The organism is Azospirillum brasilense (genome assembly GCF_007827815.1).
GTDB lineage: Bacteria > Pseudomonadota > Alphaproteobacteria > Azospirillales > Azospirillaceae > Azospirillum > Azospirillum brasilense_C.
Map to the genome: position 1 here is coordinate 594,434 of NZ_VITH01000001.1, position 20,363 is coordinate 614,796.

Here is a 20,363-nt window from a genome sequence, read left to right on the forward strand (position 1 = left end):
CCGCCGCCGTCAGACCGCTTCCAGAACCGTGGCGATGCCCTGGCCGCCGCCGATGCACTGGGTGGCGAGCGCGAACTGCTTGCCCTCGCGCTTCAGCAGGGCCGCGGCCTTGCCGGTGATGCGGGCGCCGGTGGCGCCGAGCGGATGGCCGAGCGCGATGGCCCCGCCGTCCAGGTTCACCTTGGCCGGGTCGATGTCGAGGTCGCGCATGCAGGCGATGGCCTGGGCGGCGAAGGCTTCGTTCAGCTCGATCACGTCGATGTCCCGGATCGTCAGGCCGGCGCGCGCCAGCGCCTTCTGCGCCGCCGGGACCGGGCCGAGCCCCATCACCTCCGGCGCGCAGCCGGCCACCGCGACGGAGCGGATGCGGGCGAGGATCGGCAGGCCGTTGGCCTTGGCGTAGGCCTCCGTCGTCACCAGCACCGCCGAGGCGCCGTCCGTCAGCGGGGAGGAGGTGCCGGCGGTGACCGAGCCGCCGGCCAGGAAGGCGGGCTTCAGGCCGCTCAGCGTCTCGCCGCTGGTGCCGGGGCGGATGCAGCCGTCGCGCTCCACAAGGCCGGCGGCGGTCTGGATGGCGACGATCTCCTCGGCGAGGCGGCCGGCCTGCTGCGCCGCGGCGGCCTTGGCGTGGGACTCGGCGGCCATCGCCTCCTGGTCCGCGCGGGAGATCCCGTAGCGGCGGGCGACATTCTCCGCCGTGATTCCCATCGAGCAGTAGGCCTCCGGATAATGGTCCTTCAGGCCCGGATGGGGCAGCGGGTTGTAGCCCATCATCGGCACGCGGCTCATCGACTCGATGCCGCCGCACAGGAAGACCTCGCCCGCCCCCATCTGGATGGCGCCCGCCGCCTGATGGATCGCCTGCATGGAGGAGCCGCAATAGCGGTTGATCGTGGTGGCCCCGGCGGTCAGGGGCAGCTTCGCCAGGAAGGACACGGTGCGGGCGATGTTCATGCCCTGCTCGCCCTCGGGGAAGGCGCAGCCGACGACCACATCCTCGATGTCCTGCGGGTTGACGCCCGTGCGCTCGACCAGCGCCGCGACGACATGGGCCAGCAGGTCGTCGGGACGGATTTTCGCCAGCTCGCCCTTGTTGGCGAAGGCGAAGGGGGAACGGGCGTAGCCGGCGATGACGACCGGATTGGCGGGCGTGGTCAAAGGCGCCGAGGTCATGGTTGCGTGTCCTCCGGGGTGTGCGTCTCCGTGATTCCGTTCTTGCGGAAATGGTCGGAGATCTGGGTGTCGATGATGCGCAGCTCGCCCAGCGTCTGCTGGACGTCCTGAAGCTGCCGTTCGAGGTCGGCGATGCGGCGGCGGGCGATGCGCTGCATGAAGCGCATCTGCTCCTTCTGGATTTCGTCCGCGTCGTAGAGGGTGAGGAATTCCTTGATCTCGGCGAGGCTGAAGCCCAGCCGCTTGCCCCGGCAGATCAGCGCGAGGCGCGCGCGGTCGCGGTGGCCGTAGACGCGGGCGGTGCCGTCGCGCTGCGGCGCCAGCAGCCCTTCGTCCTCGTAATGGCGGATGGTGCGGTGGGTCAGCCCGAACTCGTCGGCCAGTTCACCGATGGCGAAGGAGCGTCCGGCACCATCGGCGCCGGGGTCCAGCCCAATGTCCAGCCCGACGTCGGCGCGCGTGCCCAGCCCCATCAACCTTGCGGGTTGCGACATTCCCCACCCTTCCCTGGATCGTCATTGCCCTTAATTGTCATGGGTTGACGTTTACGTAAAGGTAAGGCGCTTGCCATTTGCTGTCAAGCGGGCAGCCCGCTCCCATTCGGGCGCCCTCCCGATGGCCATCCGGGGTGCGGCGCGGGCGCGCTGTGACAGCATGCCACGGGCGGTGTGCCTACCCAGCTATGGCAGGCTCGGGGCACTCAATGAACAAAGCCGCCGGCGGAACCGGGCCAGACATGGCCCGGCGCAACGGCCGGTCACAGGGCAGGACAAACCGGAGTCACGGCAAACAGGGTTGGGACAGCCGATGTCGTCGCGCGCCATCGTATCGCTGGGCGTCTGGATACTCGCCATGGTGCTGATCGGCACCTTGACGGTCGGGGTCGCGTTGCTGTTCTACGTGGCGCTGACCGCCTTCTTCGCGGTCGTGGTGGCCATCCTGATGCTCGTCACCCGCCAGCGCGACGACGAGCACAAGACGAGCGCCTGAGACCGGCATCTGGCGCGGCCAGTGCCGGAACGGCCCATTTCAAAAAGCAAAAGCCCCATCGTCTTGCCATGCGGCGGACGATGGGGCTTTTCCGTTTGGGCCGCCTACTCCGGCAGGACGCGCAGGCGCGACGCCGCGGTGCGGGCCGACTGGTGCGGGCGGTAGAGGTCTTCCACCGTCGCGCCGGGCTGGGCGTAGTCGCCGGGCGTCACCGCGCGCACCAGATAGACCAGCCGGAAGCGCGGCGCCTGCTTCGTCATGTCGAGCGCGGCGACGAAGCGGTCGTCGCGGTAATCGACGGCGCGCGGCGCGGTCAGCTCGCCCAGCCAGGACAGGTCGCCCAGCGGCGCCCCGCCCCCGGCGAAGCGGGCGGCCTCGATCTCGAAGCCGGCGGGCAGCGGATCGGACACCAGAACCTGCCGGTCCACCGGATCGGAGGCGCTGCCTTCCAGGATCACCACCAGCCGGTCGTTCGGGCGGACGGCGCCCGGATCGGCGGGGCGGCCGGTCATATCGAACAGGCTGCGGGTGACGGTCATGCCCTGCTCCTCCGCCCCCGGCGCCGCGTCGGCGATGCCGGACACCGACAGGATCTGGCGCAGCGGCTCGCCCCCGGCGTTGCGGATGGCCGGCGGGGCCGCCGGGTCGATGCGCTGGAACAGCGGCTTGACGCCCTCGGCAACCTGATCGGCCCCTTGCTGGTCCTTCTGGGCGATCCTCATCGACGGCGCCCGGTCGATCAGCGCCCTGGCCGCCTGGAGAAGCCACGCCTGCTCCTGCACGCCGGTGGTGCGGACGGCGGCGTAGGTCTTGGACAGGCGTTCGGTCGCCTGGGCCAGGCGGTCCCGCTCAACCACGCCGCTCTCGCCCATCAGTGCCACCACGCCGGCCTCGTCGCGCAGGGACGAGCCGTAGTCGCGCAGGCTGGCCGACACGACGCGGGCGCCGGACAGCCGCCCGAAGGCTTCGGCAGCGCGGTCCTTGTCGCCCAGCGCGGCGATGGCCGTGGCGACCTGGGCGCGGGCGAAGTCGGTCTGCAGCTTGTCCCAGAAGGTCTCCTGGAAGTAGCGGACCGCACCGGCGTCGATCATCTTGGCGCGGGCCAGCACATAGAGCGCGTAGGCGCGGGCCGGCTGCTCGTCGGCCTCCACCCAGGCGTTGTCGAGCGCGCCGCGCAGCCCGTCGAGTCCCTTGCGATACGGCCCCTCCGGCACACGGTAGCCGGCGGCCTTGGCGCGGCCCAGGAAGTCGAGCGCGTAGGCGGTCAGCCAGGAATCGGCCTCCCCCTTCGGCGACCAGGCGGCGAAGGCGCCGTCCATCCGCTGGAAGGTCAGCACGCGATCGACCGACCGCTGCACCCGCGCCTTCACCCGCTCGTCCGAGGCGACGCCCAGCGCCACCGCCACATCGCCCAGCGACAGCAGGGGCAGCGCGCGGCTGGCCGTCATCTCCAGCCCGCCGGGGCCGCCGCGCTCCAGCGCGGTCAGCAGGCCGGGGATGTCGAGGTCCGGCAGGTTGCCGAGCGACAGGGCCGCCGTCGCGGTCTCCGGACGCAGGCCGTTCAGCAGGTCGGCGGGCAGTTCGACGCTGCGCTCCGGGGCCAGCATGGAGGTGGTGCGGCGGGTGACCAGCGGCGAGGCCGGCCGCACCGGGATTTCCCACTGGCGCGTGATGCGCAGGCCGTCCGGACCGGTCACGTCCAGCGCGATGTGGCCGGTACCGACGCCGTTGGCGGTCAGGACCCGCCCGGCGGTGGCCCGCTTGCCCTTGCCCAGCTCCGGCACGGCGATGTTGCCCTCGCTGAGCGACACCGCGCCGCTGGCGATCAGGGAAATGGTGTAGGCGCCCGCCGGGCCGGCGACGTTGTCGAGAGTCACTGGAACCACCGCCCGGTCCCCCGGCGCCAGGAAGCGCGGCAGGCCCAGATCGGCCAGCACCGGATCGGCGACCAGCATGGAGGATTCGGAACGGCCCAGCTTGTCCCCGCTCCACGCCACCGCCATCAGGCGCAGCCGGCCCTGGAAGTCGGGGACGTCCAGCGGCACCGCCACCTTGCCCTCCGGCCCCACGGTCAGCACGCCGGAGAACAGGGAGACGACGCGTTCCGACTTCTGCGGAACGGTGACGCCGACCTGGCGCAGCCGGGGCGCCGCGCCGGGGCGCGTGCGGGCGGCGTCGAGGACCGCCGGATCAATCAGCCGCCCGAAGGAATCGCGCAATTCCACGCCGAGGCGACGCTTGCCCAGATAATGGTCGATCGGGTTCGGCGAATGCTGGTCGGTGAGCTGGAGCACGGCGTCGTCCACCGCGGCGACCGTCACATAGGCCGGCTGGCCCTCCGGCGCACCCTCCACCACCACCTCGGCGGTGACGGAGCGGCGGGGCTCGGTCTGCGCCGGGGCGGCGACGCGCACGTCCAGCGCCCGCTCCTCCCCGTCCACCGCCAGCCAGGACAGGCCGACGGCGCGGCGCGCCACGCCCTTCGACGGGCCGCCCGCGGCGTCGGGCGCGCCGAAGGCGGTCGCCAGCACATAGACGCCGCCGGTCCAGGTCGGATCGACGGGGATTTCCAGGAACGCCCCCTCCGGCCCGATGCGGCGGGTCGAGGCATCGCGGATCTTGCGGTCGGCGACGGTGATCAGCACCTCGCTGTCGTAGGGCGGCTTGACGTAGACCCAGGCGGTGTCGCCGCCCTTGTAGGCGGGCAGCATGACGGTCACGTCCACCTGATCGGGACGCTCGCCGGCGGTCGGGGTCATCCACCAGCCGGCGGCGAAGCGCAGGCTGCTCGCCACGCCGGTCTTGGGATCGAACACCTCCAGCCGGTAACGGCCGGCGCCCACCGGAGCCTCCACCGACCCCGGCTTGGCCGCCTGGGCGGCGAGCGTTCCGCCGGTCACCCGCTGGTCGCGCACCGTGACCTTGTAGTCCCAGCGCCCGTTGGCCTCGAACCACGCGTAGTCGTACTCCTCCTCGAACAGTTCGTAGGAGAGGTCCTCCTTGTCCATCGGCTGGCCGTCCGGCCCGACCGCCACCACGTCGAAGCCGGCGGTGGCGCCTTCCGGCACCCCGTCGCCCTCGAAGCGCGGGCGGATGCCGACGGCGAAGGGCTGGTGGCGCACCGGCAGGACCAGATCGCGGCTGACCGAGCGGCCCCCGATGTCGAGCAGGGTGGCGCGGACCACCGCCTCCAGCGGCTTGGTGCTCTCCGGCGCCTTGGGCAGCGCGAGGTCGGCCTTGGCCTGCCCGTTGCGGTTGGTCGTGAAGCCCGGCAGGTCGCTGCGCAGCGGCTTCACCTCCTCCTGCGTGAGGCCGAAGCGGTAGCCGGGCAGGTTCGGGTAGGGATTCGCCGCGGCGCGCAGCGTCACCGCCAGCTCGCCCGGCAGGCCCGCCGCCGGAGCGCCGTAGAGGAAATGCCCGTCGACGGTCAGGGTCGTCTTGCCATCCGCCGGCAGCTCCGCCGCCTCGGCGGCCAGGGCAACCTCGAGGCGCGGCGGCACGAAGTCCTCGACAAGGAATTCGGCGCGGCCCAGCACCGGGCCCATGGTGTTCGGCTGGGCGCCCGCGTCCGGCTCGCCGTGGGCGGTGACGGCCCAGGTGCCGGTCATGGCGTTGGCCGGAATCTCGACGCGGGCGGCGAAGCTGCCGCCGCCGGATTCGGCGAGCGGACGGCGGTCCACCTCGAAGCCGTCCGGACGCTGGATCTTCAGCGTGACGGGACGGCCGGTGACCGGCTTGGCGTCGGCGTCGCGCAGCAGCGCCGCCAGATGCACCGTCTCGCCGGGGCGGTAGATGCCGCGCTCGGTGTAGAGGAAGGCGTCGGGCTGGCCGGGGGCCGGGCGCGCCGGGACCACCGCCGCCACACCGCCCGGCGCCGCGTTGGGCGCCCCGGCCGCCGGCGGCGCGTTGGCCAACGTCGGCGTCACGAGGTCGAGGAAGCCGAAGTCCCCCGCCCCGCGGTAGGCGAACAGCGCCTGCACCGGTTCCCGCCCGGCGGCGCGCAGGGCGGTGAGGTCGAAGCGCGCCAGCCCGTCCGCACCGGTCAGGGCCTTCCCCAGCTCCTCGTTGTTGCGGGCGAGCAGGCGCAGCTCGACGCCGGCCTCGGGCGTTGCGCCCTTGACGGAACGGGCGAAGACGACCAGCGCGTCCTCGCCGGTGATGGCGTTCAGGCCGAGGTCGGAGACGACGAACCATTGGGTCGCCTTGTGGTCCCAGCCGCCGGGCTTGATGTCCTCGGTGCTGGCGACGGCGATGTAGACGCCGGGCTCCAGCCGGCCCAGCACGGCGTCGATCGGAAAGGGCGTCACCACCGCCTGGTTGCGGCTGTTGCTGATCGCCATTTCCCCGCGCCACACCTCCTGGCCGGAGCGGTCGAGGATCTCGCCGACCTCGTGGTCGGACATCTGCTGGCCGATGCGGCCGAAGTAGATCTTCTCCACCAGGCTGCGGTCGTTGATCCGCAGCACCTGGAGCTTCGCCCGGTCGAGGTTGATGGAGCGCAGCGGCAGCCCATCGGCGCCGATGCGCGGCAGGATGTAGCCCGCCCCGCGGAAGGCCAGCGCCGGCTTGCGGTTCGGCACCTCGATGTCGCGCGCGTCGGGGTTGGGCAGGCGCTTCCCGTCGCTGCCCGGCAGCCCGTCGCGCAGGGTGATGCGGTAGCTCTGCCCGTGCTTCAGCCCCTCGACGCAGAGCGTACGGTCGCGCGCCACGGCGGTCCCGTCGAAGGCCGCTCCATTGCCCGCCGGCGTCACCTCCACGTAGTCGCGGTAGTTCACCGCGCGCGACTTCTCCAGCCGGTCGGTGAAGGTGAAGCAGGCCTGCGGCACGTCGCGCTCCGCCACCACCTCGGCGGAGGACACGCCGAAGGGCACCGGCTCGGGCGGCGCGTCGGCGGCGATGACGGGGGTTGAGGACGCGACGAGGACGGCACAGACACGCGCCACTGCACGCAACATTCGATCTTCCCTGGACCAGCCGCCCGGCGCAACGCGCGGGCCTATGCGAAAACTTGGGGCCTGCGAAAACACCGTTTTCGGCAAACCGGCGCGGAGTATGCCGAAGCGCCCCTGGTTTCGCCACGGCTTTGCGGCCCAGCCCGGAAAATCCCGCAGCGCGGATGAAGGGGTGAATGAGGGGTGGATCGGGCGCGGATCAGCCGGCGAAGTCCAGCGTGAACTGGCTGCCCTCGCCGGGCCGGCTGTCGATGCGCAGGCGCCCGCCATGGGCCTCCATCAGCGACCGGACGATGGCCAGCCCCAGCCCGCTGCCCTGCCCCGGCAGCGCCACATGCACCGCGGCCTGACCGAAGGGCTCCGCCGCCTGATGGAGCTGCTCCGGCGTCATGCCGATGCCGTTGTCGGTCACCCGGACGCGGCACCCTCCGTCCGCTCCGCCGCCGACCGTCACCAGGATGCGCCCGCCGTCCGGCGTGAAGGTGACGGCGTTGGCCAGCAGGTTCAGGAGCATCTGCTTCAGGGCGCGCTCGTCCGCCGAAACGCTGTGGTGCCCCGGCTCGACGTTCATGTCCAGCCGGATGCCCTTGGCGTCGGCCTGTGCCGCCACCATGCGGAAGGCCCACTCCACGATCGGCGCGACGTCGAGGTCCTCCGGATGCAGCGGCAGAGCCCCGGCCTGGAGCCTCGACAGGTCCATGATGTCGTTGATCAGCCCCAGCAGATGCCGCCCCGACTCATGGATGTCGCGGGCATAGTCGGCGTAGCGCGCCCCGGCCTGCGGACCCAGCATCTGGTCGCGGATGACCTCCGAGAAGCCGAGGACGGCGTTCAGCGGCGTGCGCAGCTCGTGGCTGACGCGGGCGAGGAAATTGCGGTTCAGCGCCAGGGCGGCGCGCAGCCGCTCCGCCGTGCGATGCTGAAGCAGCAGGAACAGCGCCACCAGCAGAACGGATGCGGTCAGGATCGCCGCCAGCAGAAACAGCGTGTTCCTCAGGTCGGCCACCGCCGCCTCGATGTCCGTCCGCGCGATCCCCACCGTGGCGACCAGCGGGTAGTTCTCCACCACGCGGTAGGCGAAGGCGCGCAGGACACCGTCGGTCTGGGATTCCTGCCAGTAGATTCCGGAGAGCGACCGGCTCATCTCCTCCCACAGGCGGGACTGGGGGATGGCGAGGCCGACCGCCTCGACGCCCCGCGAGGCGCCGCGGGCGCGGATCACCTTGTCCATTCCGATCAGGGTCACCGCCCCCTGCGGCCCCAGATTGGCCTGCTGGTAGAACTCGCCCAGGACGTCGGGATCGACGTTGGCGACCACGATGCCCGCGAAGCCGCCGTCCTCGTCGGTCAGCCGCCGGCTGAGGCGCAGCAGCGGTCCGCCGCCGGTCGTTCCGGGAAAGGGCGTGCCGATGTGCATCAGGTCGCGGCCGGTGCCCTGGTGGAAGGCGAAGGCCGCATCGTCCCGCTCGTTCGCCTGCCCGCCCGGCCCTTCGCTGCGCAACAGCACGGCCCCGTCGGCGTCGAGAACGGTGAAGTGGTGGATCAGCGTCGGATCGTAGAGCGTCTGGTCGAGGAAGTTGCGGACGCCGGGCAGGCCGGCCTCGCCGAACTCCAGCGCCAGGGAGCGCAGCGTGATGTCCACCTCGTGCACCGCACGGTGGGTGCTCTTGGCGAAAGCCCGGACCATGGTCTCGGCCTTCTCCACCGCCTCGCGCGTCTGGCCGTCCAGAAGTTCGCGCACCACCTGCGCGTAGGCGCCCCAGACCACCGTGATCGCGATGGCGGCGATGGCGAACACGCACCAGCGGAACGAGATCGGCAGGCGCATCCCGGCTCTTCCACAGGCGGTCCACCGCGGCCGGTCCGGACAGTGATCCGTTCCGGCCCGGCATCGACCCAAGAGCACAAGGGGTATCACGCTATGGAAGCGGCGGGCAAGCCCCTCCATCGCGCGTTGCTGTGGAGCGCGCGCCGATCATCGACGCGCGAAATAGGCCGAAAGCCGCTCAACCGCGCCATCGAGGATCTCGTCCCTTTTGGAGAAGCAGAAGCGGATGAAGCTGCGCGGCGCATCCTCGACGAAGAAGGCGCCGACCGGGATGGCCGTCACCCCGGCCTCGGCGGTCAGGCGGCGGCAGAAATCCTCGTCGTTTCCGTCGAAGCCGAAAGGCGACACGTCGGCCACGACGAAGTAGGTGCCGGCGGACGGCAGCACTTCGAACCCCACGGAACGCAGCCCGTCGGCCAGCCGGTCGCGCTTGGCCTGCAACCCGCCGGCCAGAGCGGTGAAGTAGGCCTCGTCCTTGCCCAGCCCATAGGCGACCGCCGCCTGGAGGTTGGGCGGCGTCGTGAAGGTGATGTACTGGTGCGCCTTGACGACCGGCTGGAGCAGGTGCGGCGCGCCGGTGACGTAGCCGACCTTCCAACCGGTCAGCGAGAAGGTCTTGCCGGCCGAGCCGATCTTCAGGCAGCGGTCGCGCATGCCCGGCAGGGTCATCAGCGGGATGTGCGCAAGCCCGTCGAAGATGATGTGCTCGTACACCTCGTCGCAGACGGCGAAGGCGTCGAAGCGCTGGACGAATTCCGCCAGCAGCTCAAGCTCCGCGCGGGTGAAGACCTTGGCGGCGGGATTCAACGGATCGTTGATGAGGACGAGCTTGGTCTTGGGCGAGAAGACCGCCTCCAGATCGGCACGCGTGAAGCTCCAGTCCGGGGCCTTCAGGCTGACGAAGCGCGGCACGCCGCCGGCCAGCCGGACGATCGGCAGGTAGCTGTCGTACATGGGCTGGAACAGCACGACCTCGTCGCCCGGATTGATGAGGCCGAGCAGGCTGGCGGTCAGCGCCTCGGTGGCGCCGGAGGTCACCATCACCTCGGTCTTCCAGTCGATGTCCAGCCCGTAGAAGCGCTTGCCGTGCGCGGCCACCGCCTGCCGCAGTTCGGGCGTGCCCATCATCGGCGGATACTGGTTCCAACCCTCCAGGATGGCCTTGGCCGCCACGTCCAGCACGTCGGCGGGGCCGCGCTCGTCGGGAAAGCCCTGGCCGAGATTGATCGCCTTGTGCTCGTCCGACAGGCGGGACATCACCTCGAAGATCGTCGTGCCGTAGCTCGACAGGATTGCGTTGCCGGACTTCACCTTGAGCCTCCTGACCACCGAAGCGGACAGGAATGCCGCAGCGGCCGTGCGCTGTCCAGCGTCCCGTCCGCAGAGCGGCCCGGCGGCAATGGCGGAGACCGGGCCGCTCAGGCGGTTGCGGCGGCCTTGGCCCTGGCGGCTTTGCGGCGGTGGCGCAGCTTGATGCGGATACGCTCGACGGGGCTGAGCAGCCGGGGGTGGCGGCGCTTCAGCCGCACGAACAGGCGGCGGGCGTCCGCGGAGTTGCGCAGCAGGATCACCCCGCCGGCCAGCGCCACCGGAAAGCCGAACGGCCCCGGCAACGGCGACATCAGGGCGCCCAGACCAATCAGGCTCCACCCCGTGCCGATCAGAGCGAGTTGCCGGACCCGGGCAAGCGTGGGCCTGGCGAGCAGCGAGCGGGGGATGGCGGCGCGACGATGCATCGGGGCTCCTCCTCCTGTGCCTGCAGCCATATGGGAGCATAAGGGCACAGGGGAAGAGGCCGGACGATGTGACTTTTCGGGGGAGGCCGTGGGGAAAAGGGTGGAGAAAGGGGCGTGTCAGTGCAACGGCGCGGCGCTGGCGGGCGGCCCGAGGACGAACAGCGCGGCGGTCACCTCGGCCGGCGCCGGCGCCCATTCGAAGTCGCGCATCAGTTCGCTGCGGGCGGCGTCGGCGCGTTTCGCCAGGGCATTGCCATTGCCGCCGGTGCGCCGGGCCGGCTTGCGGCCGCGCCGGTCGGCGCAGCTTTCCAGCATCAGGCGGATCATCCGCTCCCGCTTGGCGGCGTCGACGAAGCCCGACTGGTCGAAATACAGTTTGGTGAAGGCGACCTCGGTCACCGTTGGCGTGGCGCCCTGCTTGCCGACCAGCACCGCCGCCACCAGTTCAACGCAGCGGCCGGCGTAGTCGGGGATCGGCGCCGTGCCGTCGTCGGCGCGGTCGTATTGGCGGCTCGGCAGTTCGACCAGCCGCCCGGTCGGCTCCTTCACGAGGTAACGGCGCCACACCGGCATATCCGCCTCCCGTCTGGTTTCCCCATGGGCTGAAAAAAGGGTACACCAGACCGCACCGCGACGGAACAGCCCCTTTCCGGCTTCGGCCGGAACCGGACAGCACTCACCGGAGGAGAGGCGCGGCTCAACCTTCGGGAACGGGAAGGGTTTAGCCTGATGAAACTTCTGCGATTCGGCCCGCCGGGCCATGAGCGTCCGGGTCTTCTGGACCGCAACGGCGTGATCCGCGACCTGTCGGGCGTGGTGTCGGACATCGGTCCGGCCGCCCTGACCGAGGATGGGCTGGCCCATCTGCGCACGCTCGACACCGACCGACTGGCCCAGGTGCCGGACGGGACCCGGCTCGGCCCCTGCGTCGCCGGCGTGTCCAAGGTGGTCTGCGTCGGGCTGAACTACCGCGCCCACGCCGCCGAGTCCGGCCTGCCCGAGCCGGCGGAGCCGGTGCTGTTCATGAAGGCGACTACCTCCATCTGCGGCCCCAACGACCCGGTCCAGATGCCGCGCGGCGCCACCAAGCTCGACTGGGAGGTCGAGCTCGGCATCGTCATCGGCCGCACCGCCCGCTACGTCGATCAGGCCGACGCCTTCGACCACATCGCCGGCTATTGCGTGCTCAACGACGTGTCGGAGCGCGCTTTCCAGACCGAGAGCACCGGCCAGTGGGTGAAGGGCAAGAGCGCCGACAGCTTCTGCCCGATCGGTCCCTGGATGGTCACCCGCGACGAGGTGCCCGACCCGCAGGCGCTGCGCCTGTGGCTGGAGGTCGACGGCCAGCCGATGCAGGACAGCAGCACCGCCGACATGATCTTCGGCGTCGCCGAGATCGTGTCCTACATCAGCCGCTTCATGACCCTGCTGCCGGGCGACGTCATCGCCACCGGCACGCCGCAGGGCGTGGCGCTGGGCCGCGGGCCGAACCACCCCTGGCTCCAGCCCGGCCAGACCATGCGCCTGGGCGTCGAGGGGCTGGGCGAGCAGCGCCAGTCCGTCCGCGCCTTCGAAGGCTGAGCGGCGCCGGGACCGGAATGGGAGTGTCTTCGATGAAGCGAAAAAGCCGTCTGGCCGCGTGGCTGCTCGCCGCCGGTGTCGGCACCCTGGCGGTGTCCAACGCAGCCAGAGCCGAGGATGGCGCGGCGGCGCTGGCCGGGAAGACCTGCGGCACGCTGGAATCGCGTGTGGCGGAGATTCCCGGCTCCGGCCCGGTGTTCCTGCGCAGCTACGACAGCAGCTTCGGCATCGGCCAGACGTCGGAGCTGCCGCTGCGCGAGGCCGCCTTCACCTACGACAACGCGCTGGCGGTCATCGCCCTGGTCGCCTGCGGCAAGACGGAACCGGCGCTGCGCATCGGCGAATCGCTGCTCTCCGCCGCCACGCTGGACCGCGCGCGGCGCCAGGGGCGGCTGCGCAACACCTACCGCGCCGGCGCCCAGACCCAGAAGCCGATCCCGCCCAACGGCTGGTGGGACGTCACCGCCAACCGCTGGTTCGAGGACGCTTATCAGATCGGCTCCGCCACCGGCAACGTCGCCTGGGCGGGCTTGGCCCTGATGACCCTGGGCCAGGCGACCGGCGAGCAACGCTTCCGCAACGGTGCGGCGGAGCTGGCGCGCTGGGTGGTGGCCAACACCGCCGACCCGCGCGGACCGGGCGGCTTCAACGGCGGCGTCCAGGGCTTCGACGACAAGCCGCAGGCCCTGACCTGGAAGGCGACCGAGCACAACACCGACCTCGTCGCCCTGTTCGGCTGGCTGGAGCGCAGCGGCACCCCCAGGGAGGGGGGCGGCGACTGGGCCGGGCCGGAGAAGACCGCGCGCGGCTTCCTCGACCGCATGTGGGCGGACGGCGGCGGGCATTTCCCCACCGGGACGGCGCCGGACGGGGTGACGGTCAACCGGGCCACCTCCGGCCTCGACGCCCAGCTCTGGCCGCTGCTGCTGCGCGGCGCGCCGGAGGCGTGGCGGGCGGCGCTGGATTATGCGGAGAAGGCCCACGGGGTCGACGGCGGTTTCGACTTCAACGACGACCGCGACGGCATGTGGGTGGAGGGCACGGCGCAGGCCGCGCTGGTCTACCGCCTGCTGGGCCGGTCGGACGAGGCGCAGCGGCTTCTGGCCGAGGTCGGCAAGGAGGTCAGCCGCGGCGGCCATGTCTGGGCGACGCGCGAGGACAGCATCACCACCGGCCTCGCCATCGGGCCGGACAGCACCACGGACGATTTCCGCTACTACCGCCGCCCCCACCTGGCGGTGACGGCCTGGACGGTCCTGGCCGCCGTGGGCTGGAACCCGTTCACGGGTGAGCGGGTGAAGTGACGGATGAAAAGCCCCTCTCCCGCCCCGGGAGAGGGTGCCCGCGTCAGCGGGCGGGTGAGGGTCGTGCAAGGATCAAGAGGCTGATTCTTGGTGTTACCCTCACCCTTCCCGCGCGTCGCGCCGGCCCCTTCCCTCTCCCGGGGCGGGAGAGGGAGGTTCAAAGCCTTACTTGCGGACCTTGTTGATCTCGCCCTGCAGCTCGTTCAGCAGGTCGGCGCCGCCGTCGGCGGCGAACTTGTCCATGGCCGGCTTGACCATCTCACGCATGCGGCCCAGCTCGGCGTCGCTCAGCTCGTTGATCTGCATGCCCTTGTCCTTGAGGTAGGCGATGCTCTGCTTCGACGCCTCGCGGCTGTCCTTGCGCTCGAAGTCGCGCGAGGCGACGGCGGCCTCGTTGATGATCTTGCGCTCGTCGGCGGACAGGCCGTCGTACCAGCGCTTGGAGGCCAGGACGATCCACGGGCTGTAGACGTGCTTGGAAATGGTCAGGTACTTCTGGACCTCGTAAAACTTCGAGGACTGGATGGTGGTGACCGGGTTCTCCTGGCCGTCCACGGTGCCCGTCTCCATGGCGGTGAACAGCTCGGAGAAGGACAGCGGCACGGCGTTGGCGCCGAAGCCGTTGAACATGTCGATGTAGACCGGGTTCTGCATGACGCGCAGCTTGATGCCCTTCAGGTCCTCGACCTTGGTGACCGGGCGCTTGCTGTTGGTCAGGTTGCGGAAACCATTCTCCCAGTAGACGAGGCCGACGAGGCCCTTGTCGTTCAGCTTGGCCGCCAGCTTCTGGCCGAACGGGCCGTCGAACACGGCGTCGGCCTCCTGCTCGTTGTTGAACAGGAAGGGCAGATCGAAGACCGCGAAGTCCTTGACGATGCCGACCAGCGTGGCGGTCGAGCCGACCATCATCTCCTGCGCGCCGCCGATCAGGGCGTTCTGCATCTGGATGTCGCTGCCCAGGCTGGCATCGGCGAAGCCCTTGACCTTCAGCTTGCCGCCGGAGCGCTTGGACATCTCCTCGACGAAGAACTTCACGGCGCGGCCCTGGTTGCTGCTCTCCGACAGGCCGTAGCCGAAGCGGATCAGGCGCGGCTTGATGTCCTGGGCGGAGGCGGCGACGGGGGCGAGGATGGCGGCGGCGAGGCCGGTCGCCAGAAGGACGGAACGGAGCAGCTTCATGGGTCGGTTCTTCCCTGTGAGCGTTTGTGATTAATGGCGGAAAAGGGTCAGCGGCGCCGTGACGATCTCCGGAACGGCGATCAGCAGGCACAGCAGAAGCAGATAGGTCAGCAGGAACGGCCAGATGCCGCGCGTGGCGCTTTCCAGCGAGATGCGGGCGACGCCGCACACCACGTTCAGCACCGTGCAGACCGGCGGATGGATCAGGCCCAGCGTGCCGGTCAGGACGAACATCACGCCGAAATAGGTCGGGTCGATGCCCGCCGCCGCGGCCAGCGGGGTCAGCACCGGGCCGAGCACCAGGATCGTCGGCGTCAGGTCCATCACCGTGCCGACGGCGAGCAGCAGCAGCGTGATGGCGACCATCAGCAGCTTCGGCTCGTGCAGCAGCGGGGCCAGCATCTCGTTCATCTGCTGCGGCAGGTCGGCCAGGGTCACCATGTAGGACGACACCAGCGCCGCCGCGCACAGGAACATCACCGTGCTGGTGGTGCGCGCGGCCTGGACCAGCAGCGGCACCAGATCCTTCAGCGTCACCTGCCGGTAGACGAACAGCGCCACGACCAGCGAGTAGACGGCGGCGACCACCGCGGCCTCGGTCGGGGTGAAGATGCCGCCGCGCAGGCCGCCGATGATGATGACCGGCAGGGCCAGCGCCCAGACGCCCTCGACCAGCGCGGTGCGGCGCTCGCCCCAGCTCGCCTTGGGCTGCAGCTTCACGGTCATGCCGCGCACCACGAACATCCAAGTGATGACCAGACCGGCGCCCATCAGCAGGCCGGGCACGATGCCGGCCATGAACAGGCCGCTGATCGAGGTGTTGGTGGTCACGCCGAAGATGATGAAGGGCATGCTGGGCGGGATGATCGGGGCGATGATGCCGCCCGACGCGATCAGGCCGGCGGAGCGCGGCACCGGGTAGCCGTTGTCGCGCATCATCGGGATCAGCAGCGTGGCGAGCGCCGCCGTGTCGGCGATGGCCGAACCGGACAGGCTGGCCAGCATCACCGACGCGCCGATGGTCACGTAGCCCAGGCCGCCGCGGATGTGCCCGACGAGGCTGACCGCGAGGTTGATGATGCGCTGCGAGATGCCGCCGGCGTTCATCAGCTCGCCGGCCAGGATGAAGAAGGGCACCGCCATCAGCGGGTAGTTGTCGGCGCCGCTCAGCATGTTCTGGGCGACGAGCTGGGCGTCGAAGAAGTCGAGATGCAGCATCAGCGCCACGCCCGTCAGCATCAGGGCGAAGGCGATGGGCATGCCGAGCAGCATCAGGCCGAACAGCGAGGAGAGGAAGACCGCAAGGGCCATGGAACGGGCTCCGCTTTCAGAAGGCCGGACGGAATCAATGCTCGGCGATGGCGCCGCCCTGCGGGGCGGTGACGCCGTGGGGGTCGCCGTTGCCGGGGATGTGCGCCGTCGCGTCGCCCGACAGGATTTTCCAGAGGTTGGCGATGATCGTCAGCGCCATGGCGATCGCCGGGAAGAATCCCGCGGCGGCGTAGAAGGCCATGGGGAAGCTGAGCACCGTGGAGCGCGTCTCCATCCCGATCAGAAGCTGGAACCAGCTCCCCTGGATGAACAGCCACAGCGCGTAGATCATCAGCAGGTGGCTGATCACCGCGCAGACCCGGCGGACGCGGGCCGGCAGGCGGGCCTGGAGGATGTCCAGCCCCAGATGCTGGTGGCGGCGCAGCGCCAGCGTCGCGCCCAGGAAGACCAGCCAGACGAACATCAGGCGGGCCAGCTCCTCGGCGGCGACGATGCCGCTGTTGAAGCCGTACCGCAGAACCACGTTGCCGAAGACCAGCGCCACCATCACGGCGAGCATCAGCGCCATGATCCATTCGGTGACCATCTCCAGCGCTTCCACCATGCGCTTCATGCACACTCCTCGGCCCGCCTCGCGGCGGGGCTCACCCAAACGGAAAGGGCGGCGGCAGGGGACGGACGCGGGAAGGAGACGGCACGGAAGGGAACGGGCGGCGCGGCGCACCGGCAGCGGGGCCGGGCGGCGGGTCGGGGTTCCTCCCATTTGGTCTCTTGCCGGGGTCTCTTGCCGGGACCTTGAATTTTCTGTGTCGGAAAATAGAGGAGTCCCGCAACCGAGTGAAGAAGATTTTCTTCATAACGGCACCAAAACCGCCAGACGATCGGCATAGCGACGAAAATTATCTTCACAAGGCGCCCTCCCACGCATAGCTTGGGTCCCAGGGAAAGCGGCGCGACGACCCGGCCGCGCGGGCCAGGGCAGGCTATGCCGCTCGCGGCGGCGGTGGTACGGTCCCGCCGCCCACCGACGCCCGGAGCCGAGAAGGCCGGGACCCAAGAACGCTTTTAGGGATGGACGGTCCGTTTCGATGCTCCAGCCGGTGAACATCCTCGATCACATCCGCGGCCGTCTGCCGGAGTTGAAGCGTTCCGAAGCCCAGGTCGCCGAGATGGTGCTGGTCGAGCCGCAGAAGGTCCTGGGGCAGAGCATCACCGTGCTGGCCCAGGCCGCCGGGGTCAGCGAGGCGACCGTCGTCCGCTTCTGCCGCAGCATCGGCTGCGCCGGCTTCCCCGATTTCAAGCTGCGGCTGGCCGAGGGGCAGGCCCGCGGCACCCCCTTCGTCAGCCAGGACGTGGCGCCGGACGACGAGACTCCGACCGTCGCGCGAAAAATCTTTTCATCCGCCGCCGCCGCTCTGAACGACGCGGCCGGCGCGCTCGACATGGCGGCCGTCTCCCGCGCCGTGGAACTGCTGGCCGACGCCTCCAGCATCCTGTGCATCGGCACCGGCGCCTCGGCGGTGGTGGCGGAGGACGCGGCGCACAAGTTCATGCGCTTCGGCATGGCGGCGCAGGCCAGCGCCGATCCGATGATGGTCCGCATGCTGGCGGTCAATCTGGGAGCGCGCGGCGTCCTGCTGGCGATCTCCAACACCGGGCGCACCGTGATGGTGACGGAGCTGGCGCAGATGGCCCGCGACCTGGGCATCCCGGTCATTGCGATCACCGCGCCGGGCTCGCCGCTGGCCGCGGTGTCGTCGGTCGCCATCGGCCACACCCCGGTCGAGGACGCGGAAATCTACACGCCGATGGCCTCCCGCCTCGTCCATCTGGCGATCATCGACGTGCTGTCCACCGGCGTGGCGCTGAAGCTCGGCGCCGAGGCGCGGCACCATCTGGCGAAGGTGAAGGCCGTGCTGTCCGGCACCCGCTCCTCTCACGGCAAGCCCGCCCGCGGTCGCCAGCGGGCGTGATTTTATCCCCTCTCCCCTCTGGGGAGAGGGTTAGGGTGAGGGGGTTGCGGGTGTTGGTGCGTTCGGCACAAGCGCACCCCCCTCACCGGCCCTGCGGGCCACCCTCTCCCCGGGGGGAAAGGGCTGGTAATCCAAGGCGGCAAAACCACCTCCCCCCTTGCCATCCGGGCCGGCTTGGTCCAATTGGTGCGCCGCCGTTCCCAATTCACAGACAGTTCCCGCCCATGCCCGCCATTGCCCTCAGCGTCGCCCCGATGATGGAGCTAACGGACCGTCATTGCCGAAGCTTCCATCGCCTGCTGTCGAAGAACACGCTGCTCTACACCGAGATGGTCACCACCGGCGCCGTGCTGCACGGCGACCGCGAGCGGCTGCTCGGCTACGACGCGGCGGAGCATCCGGTGGCGCTCCAGCTCGGCGGGTCGGACCCGGCGGAGTTGGCGGCCTGCGCCCGCATCGCCGAGGAATGGGGCTATGACGAAGTCAACCTGAACGTCGGCTGCCCGAGCGACCGCGTGCAGTCGGGCCGCTTCGGCGCCTGCCTGATGGCCGAGCCCGATCTGGTCGCCCGGCTGGTCGGCGCCATGCGCGAGGCGGTGTCGATCCCCGTCACCGTGAAGTCGCGGATCGCCATCGACGAGATGGAGGAATGGCCGACACTGGACCAGTTCGTGCGCACCGTGTCCGCCGCCGGCTGCACCCACTTCATCGTGCACGCCCGCAAGGCGTGGCTGAAGGGCCTCAGCCCCAAGGAGAACCGGGACATCCCGCCGCTGCGCTACGACCTCGTCCACCGGCTGAAGCAGGAGAATCCGCAGCTCACCATCGCCATCAACGGCGGCATCCGGACCTTGGACGAGGCGGAGGGGCATCTCGCCACACTGGACAGCGTGATGATCGGGCGCGCCGCCTACGAGACGCCCTACATCCTGGCCGACGCCGACCGCCGCCTGTTCGGCGGGGAGCCCGGTCCCGACCGCTACGCGGTGGTCGAGGCCATGGCGGCCTACGCCGAGGAGCGGATGCGCCAGGGCGCGCCGCTGTCGGCGATCACCCGGCACATGCTGGGGCTGTTCCAGGGCCTGCCCGGCGCCCGCGCGTGGCGCCGCCACATCAGCGAGAACGCCCATCTCCCCGGCGCCGGGCCGGAGGTGCTGCTGAGGGCCGCGGCGCTGGTGCCCCACCGGGAAGCGGTCACCCAGCCAGCGGAATGAGTGCTGCGAGCGTCAGGCAGACGACGACGGTCAGGCGCGTCCGCAGCGTGCCGAACCAGCGGGGATAACGTCCGTCCGCCGCCGCGCTGCGGTCCACCGCCCAGGCGAGCAGGAAGGTCAGGATCAGCGCCGGCACCGTCAGGCCGGACGGCAGCAGGGTGGCACCCCACCCCAGCAGCGACGGCGCCACTCCCCAGGCCAGCCACGCCGGCCCGCTCGTCTCGCCGTCCCGCCCGGAAAGGATGCGGCCCCAGTGGATGGCGCCGATGAAGGACAGGATCGACACCGCGTAGACGACGACCGCCCGGACCACGGCGGCCCGTACGTCGCCCTCCGCCATCCAGGCCAGCGCGGCGCCGCCGACGAAGGGGATCAGCCCGCCGTAGGACAGCAGCCGGACGACCGAGGCCCGGCGGTCCTCGAAGGACAGCGCGTCCATGCGGTTACCGCTTCGCGGCGGGCTGGGCCAGCGCCTTGTCCACTGCCGCGGTCAGCGTGGCGGACTCCGGCGTGACCGAACTGCCGAACCATTCCACCAGCCGCCCGTCGCGGCCGATCAGGATCTTGTGGAAGTTCCAGCGCGGCACGCCCTGCGGCCCGGTGACCGCCGCCGCCCAGCGGTAGAGCGGGTGGGCCTGCGGTCCGGTGACGGCCTGCTTCTCCATCAGGGGAAAATCGACGCCGTAGTTGAGTTCGCAGAAGGACGCGACCTGGGCGTTGCTGCCGGGCTCCTGCCCACCGAAATCGTTGCTCGGCACCCCCAGGACGACCAGCCCGCGGTCGCGCCGCCCGGCCCAGAGCTTTTGCAGCCCCTCATACTGCCCGGTGTAGCCGCATTGCGACGCCGTGTTGACCAGCAGCACCGCCTTGCCCCGGAAGGCATCGGGCGCGAGCGTGCCGCCGTCGATGGCCGGCAGGGGCAGCGCCGCCCAATCGAGCGCGTCGGCCGCCGCCGCCGCACCGGGGACGGCCGCGGACAGCGTCAGGACGGCGGACAGAATCCCGGCGGCGGTTCGGGCGGCATTACGGATCGTTGGCATGGCGGTCTCCCGGTCGGCGGCGCTGGTCTGCAGGGCCTTGCTCTATACGGCGGTCGAGGCCTGTCGGATCATGCACGCGCATGGGTGCCATGGCCATCTTGCCGTGCGACGGACGGCCGCA

The 20,363-nt window shown here is 70.6% G+C and carries 17 protein-coding genes; 5 read left to right on the forward strand and 12 right to left on the reverse strand.

All coding sequences use genetic code 11. From position 1 onward, the window contains the following. Positions 1-9: 9 nt before the first annotated feature. A complete protein-coding gene (locus FBZ83_RS02765; RefSeq protein WP_145680967.1) occupies positions 10-1,173 on the reverse strand; it encodes a thiolase family protein in 1,164 nt (387 codons plus the stop codon). Continuing rightward, a complete protein-coding gene (locus tag FBZ83_RS02770; protein WP_145680968.1) occupies positions 1,170-1,667 on the reverse strand; it encodes a MerR family transcriptional regulator in 498 nt (165 codons plus the stop codon). The genes FBZ83_RS02765 and FBZ83_RS02770 overlap by 4 nt, the downstream gene beginning before the upstream one ends. 313 nt (positions 1,668-1,980) lie before the next feature. Here FBZ83_RS02770 and FBZ83_RS02775 point away from each other — a divergent pair, with 313 nt between their 5' ends. Continuing rightward, complete coding sequence (locus FBZ83_RS02775) at positions 1,981-2,163, forward strand: hypothetical protein (protein WP_145680969.1); 183 nt, start codon at positions 1,981-1,983, stop codon at positions 2,161-2,163. 104 nt (positions 2,164-2,267) lie between these two features. Here FBZ83_RS02775 and FBZ83_RS02780 read toward each other — a convergent pair whose 3' ends face one another. From FBZ83_RS02780 to FBZ83_RS02800, 5 genes are all read right to left on the reverse strand, one after another. Continuing rightward, positions 2,268-7,118: an alpha-2-macroglobulin family protein gene (locus FBZ83_RS02780; RefSeq protein WP_145680970.1), complete on the reverse strand. Its 4,851-nt coding sequence runs from the start codon at positions 7,116-7,118 to the stop codon at positions 2,268-2,270. Between the two features lie 196 nt (positions 7,119-7,314). Further along, a complete protein-coding gene (locus tag FBZ83_RS02785; RefSeq protein ID WP_145680971.1) occupies positions 7,315-8,943 on the reverse strand; it encodes a sensor histidine kinase in 1,629 nt (542 codons plus the stop codon). A gap of 147 nt (positions 8,944-9,090) precedes the next feature. Beyond that, positions 9,091-10,254 (reverse strand): aminotransferase, encoded by a 1,164-nt coding sequence (locus FBZ83_RS02790; RefSeq protein WP_145680972.1) that lies wholly within the window; start codon positions 10,252-10,254, stop codon positions 9,091-9,093. Positions 10,255-10,361: 107 nt separating this feature from the next. Further along, positions 10,362-10,679, reverse strand: a complete 318-nt coding sequence (locus tag FBZ83_RS02795) for a hypothetical protein (RefSeq protein ID WP_145680973.1) — start codon at positions 10,677-10,679, stop codon at positions 10,362-10,364. A 117-nt stretch (positions 10,680-10,796) separates the two neighbouring features. After that, the gene (locus tag FBZ83_RS02800) at positions 10,797-11,252 is read right to left on the reverse strand and encodes a hypothetical protein (protein WP_145680974.1); all 456 of its coding nucleotides are present in this window, start codon (positions 11,250-11,252) and stop codon (positions 10,797-10,799) included. 156 nt (positions 11,253-11,408) lie between these two features. Between FBZ83_RS02800 and FBZ83_RS02805 the strand changes: the two genes are divergently transcribed. Beyond that, positions 11,409-12,260: a fumarylacetoacetate hydrolase family protein gene (locus FBZ83_RS02805; protein WP_145680975.1), complete on the forward strand. Its 852-nt coding sequence runs from the start codon at positions 11,409-11,411 to the stop codon at positions 12,258-12,260. Between the two features lie 32 nt (positions 12,261-12,292). Further along, positions 12,293-13,564 carry a hypothetical protein gene (locus FBZ83_RS02810; RefSeq protein WP_145680976.1) on the forward strand — a complete coding sequence of 424 codons (1,272 nt, stop codon included), beginning with the start codon at positions 12,293-12,295 and terminating at the stop codon, positions 13,562-13,564. 165 nt (positions 13,565-13,729) lie between these two features. Here FBZ83_RS02810 and FBZ83_RS02815 read toward each other — a convergent pair whose 3' ends face one another. Genes FBZ83_RS02815 through FBZ83_RS02825 form a run of 3 tightly spaced genes read right to left on the reverse strand, consistent with a single transcriptional unit; the run spans position 13,730 to position 16,628 of the window. After that, the gene (locus FBZ83_RS02815) at positions 13,730-14,743 is read right to left on the reverse strand and encodes a TRAP transporter substrate-binding protein (RefSeq protein ID WP_145680977.1); all 1,014 of its coding nucleotides are present in this window, start codon (positions 14,741-14,743) and stop codon (positions 13,730-13,732) included. 30 nt (positions 14,744-14,773) lie between these two features. Then, a complete protein-coding gene (locus tag FBZ83_RS02820; protein WP_145680978.1) occupies positions 14,774-16,054 on the reverse strand; it encodes a TRAP transporter large permease in 1,281 nt (426 codons plus the stop codon). Between the two features lie 34 nt (positions 16,055-16,088). Beyond that, positions 16,089-16,628, reverse strand: coding sequence for a TRAP transporter small permease (locus FBZ83_RS02825; protein ID WP_145680979.1), 540 nt, complete (start codon positions 16,626-16,628; stop codon positions 16,089-16,091). A 475-nt stretch (positions 16,629-17,103) separates the two neighbouring features. Here FBZ83_RS02825 and hexR point away from each other — a divergent pair, with 475 nt between their 5' ends. After that, positions 17,104-17,988: a transcriptional regulator HexR gene (gene hexR, locus FBZ83_RS02830; RefSeq protein WP_014197391.1), complete on the forward strand. Its 885-nt coding sequence runs from the start codon at positions 17,104-17,106 to the stop codon at positions 17,986-17,988. 224 nt (positions 17,989-18,212) lie between these two features. After that, a complete protein-coding gene (dusA, locus tag FBZ83_RS02835) occupies positions 18,213-19,202 on the forward strand; it encodes a tRNA dihydrouridine(20/20a) synthase DusA (protein ID WP_145680980.1) in 990 nt (329 codons plus the stop codon). Here the strand turns inward: dusA and FBZ83_RS02840 are convergent. Both FBZ83_RS02840 and FBZ83_RS02845 read right to left on the reverse strand, forming a co-directional pair. Continuing rightward, a complete protein-coding gene (locus tag FBZ83_RS02840) occupies positions 19,183-19,641 on the reverse strand; it encodes a DUF3429 domain-containing protein (protein ID WP_145680981.1) in 459 nt (152 codons plus the stop codon). The two genes, dusA and FBZ83_RS02840, sit on opposite strands and share 20 nt — an antisense overlap. Positions 19,642-19,645: 4 nt before the next feature. Next, positions 19,646-20,242 carry a glutathione peroxidase gene (locus FBZ83_RS02845; protein ID WP_145680982.1) on the reverse strand — a complete coding sequence of 199 codons (597 nt, stop codon included), beginning with the start codon at positions 20,240-20,242 and terminating at the stop codon, positions 19,646-19,648. Positions 20,243-20,363: the final 121 nt, after the last annotated feature.

Bases quoted from the DNA above. Each gene is read 5' to 3' on its own strand.
- dusA (WP_145680980.1), top strand. From the start codon at position 18,213: ATGCCCGCCATTGCCCTCAGCGTCGCCCCGATGATGGAGCTAACGGAC.
- FBZ83_RS02775 (WP_145680969.1), top strand. From the start codon at position 1,981: ATGTCGTCGCGCGCCATCGTATCGCTGGGCGTCTGGATACTCGCCATG.
- FBZ83_RS02805 (WP_145680975.1), top strand. From the start codon at position 11,409: ATGAAACTTCTGCGATTCGGCCCGCCGGGCCATGAGCGTCCGGGTCTT.
- FBZ83_RS02785 (WP_145680971.1), bottom strand. From the start codon at position 8,943: ATGCGCCTGCCGATCTCGTTCCGCTGGTGCGTGTTCGCCATCGCCGCC.
- FBZ83_RS02800 (WP_145680974.1), bottom strand. From the start codon at position 11,252: ATGCCGGTGTGGCGCCGTTACCTCGTGAAGGAGCCGACCGGGCGGCTG.
- FBZ83_RS02845 (WP_145680982.1), bottom strand. From the start codon at position 20,242: ATGCCAACGATCCGTAATGCCGCCCGAACCGCCGCCGGGATTCTGTCC.
- FBZ83_RS02825 (WP_145680979.1), bottom strand. From the start codon at position 16,628: ATGAAGCGCATGGTGGAAGCGCTGGAGATGGTCACCGAATGGATCATG.
- FBZ83_RS02770 (WP_145680968.1), bottom strand. From the start codon at position 1,667: ATGTCGCAACCCGCAAGGTTGATGGGGCTGGGCACGCGCGCCGACGTC.
- FBZ83_RS02815 (WP_145680977.1), bottom strand. From the start codon at position 14,743: ATGAAGCTGCTCCGTTCCGTCCTTCTGGCGACCGGCCTCGCCGCCGCC.
- FBZ83_RS02820 (WP_145680978.1), bottom strand. From the start codon at position 16,054: ATGGCCCTTGCGGTCTTCCTCTCCTCGCTGTTCGGCCTGATGCTGCTC.
- FBZ83_RS02840 (WP_145680981.1), bottom strand. From the start codon at position 19,641: ATGGACGCGCTGTCCTTCGAGGACCGCCGGGCCTCGGTCGTCCGGCTG.
- FBZ83_RS02810 (WP_145680976.1), top strand. From the start codon at position 12,293: ATGAAGCGAAAAAGCCGTCTGGCCGCGTGGCTGCTCGCCGCCGGTGTC.
- FBZ83_RS02780 (WP_145680970.1), bottom strand. From the start codon at position 7,118: ATGTTGCGTGCAGTGGCGCGTGTCTGTGCCGTCCTCGTCGCGTCCTCA.
- FBZ83_RS02765 (WP_145680967.1), bottom strand. From the start codon at position 1,173: ATGACCTCGGCGCCTTTGACCACGCCCGCCAATCCGGTCGTCATCGCC.
- hexR (WP_014197391.1), top strand. From the start codon at position 17,104: ATGCTCCAGCCGGTGAACATCCTCGATCACATCCGCGGCCGTCTGCCG.
- FBZ83_RS02795 (WP_145680973.1), bottom strand. From the start codon at position 10,679: ATGCATCGTCGCGCCGCCATCCCCCGCTCGCTGCTCGCCAGGCCCACG.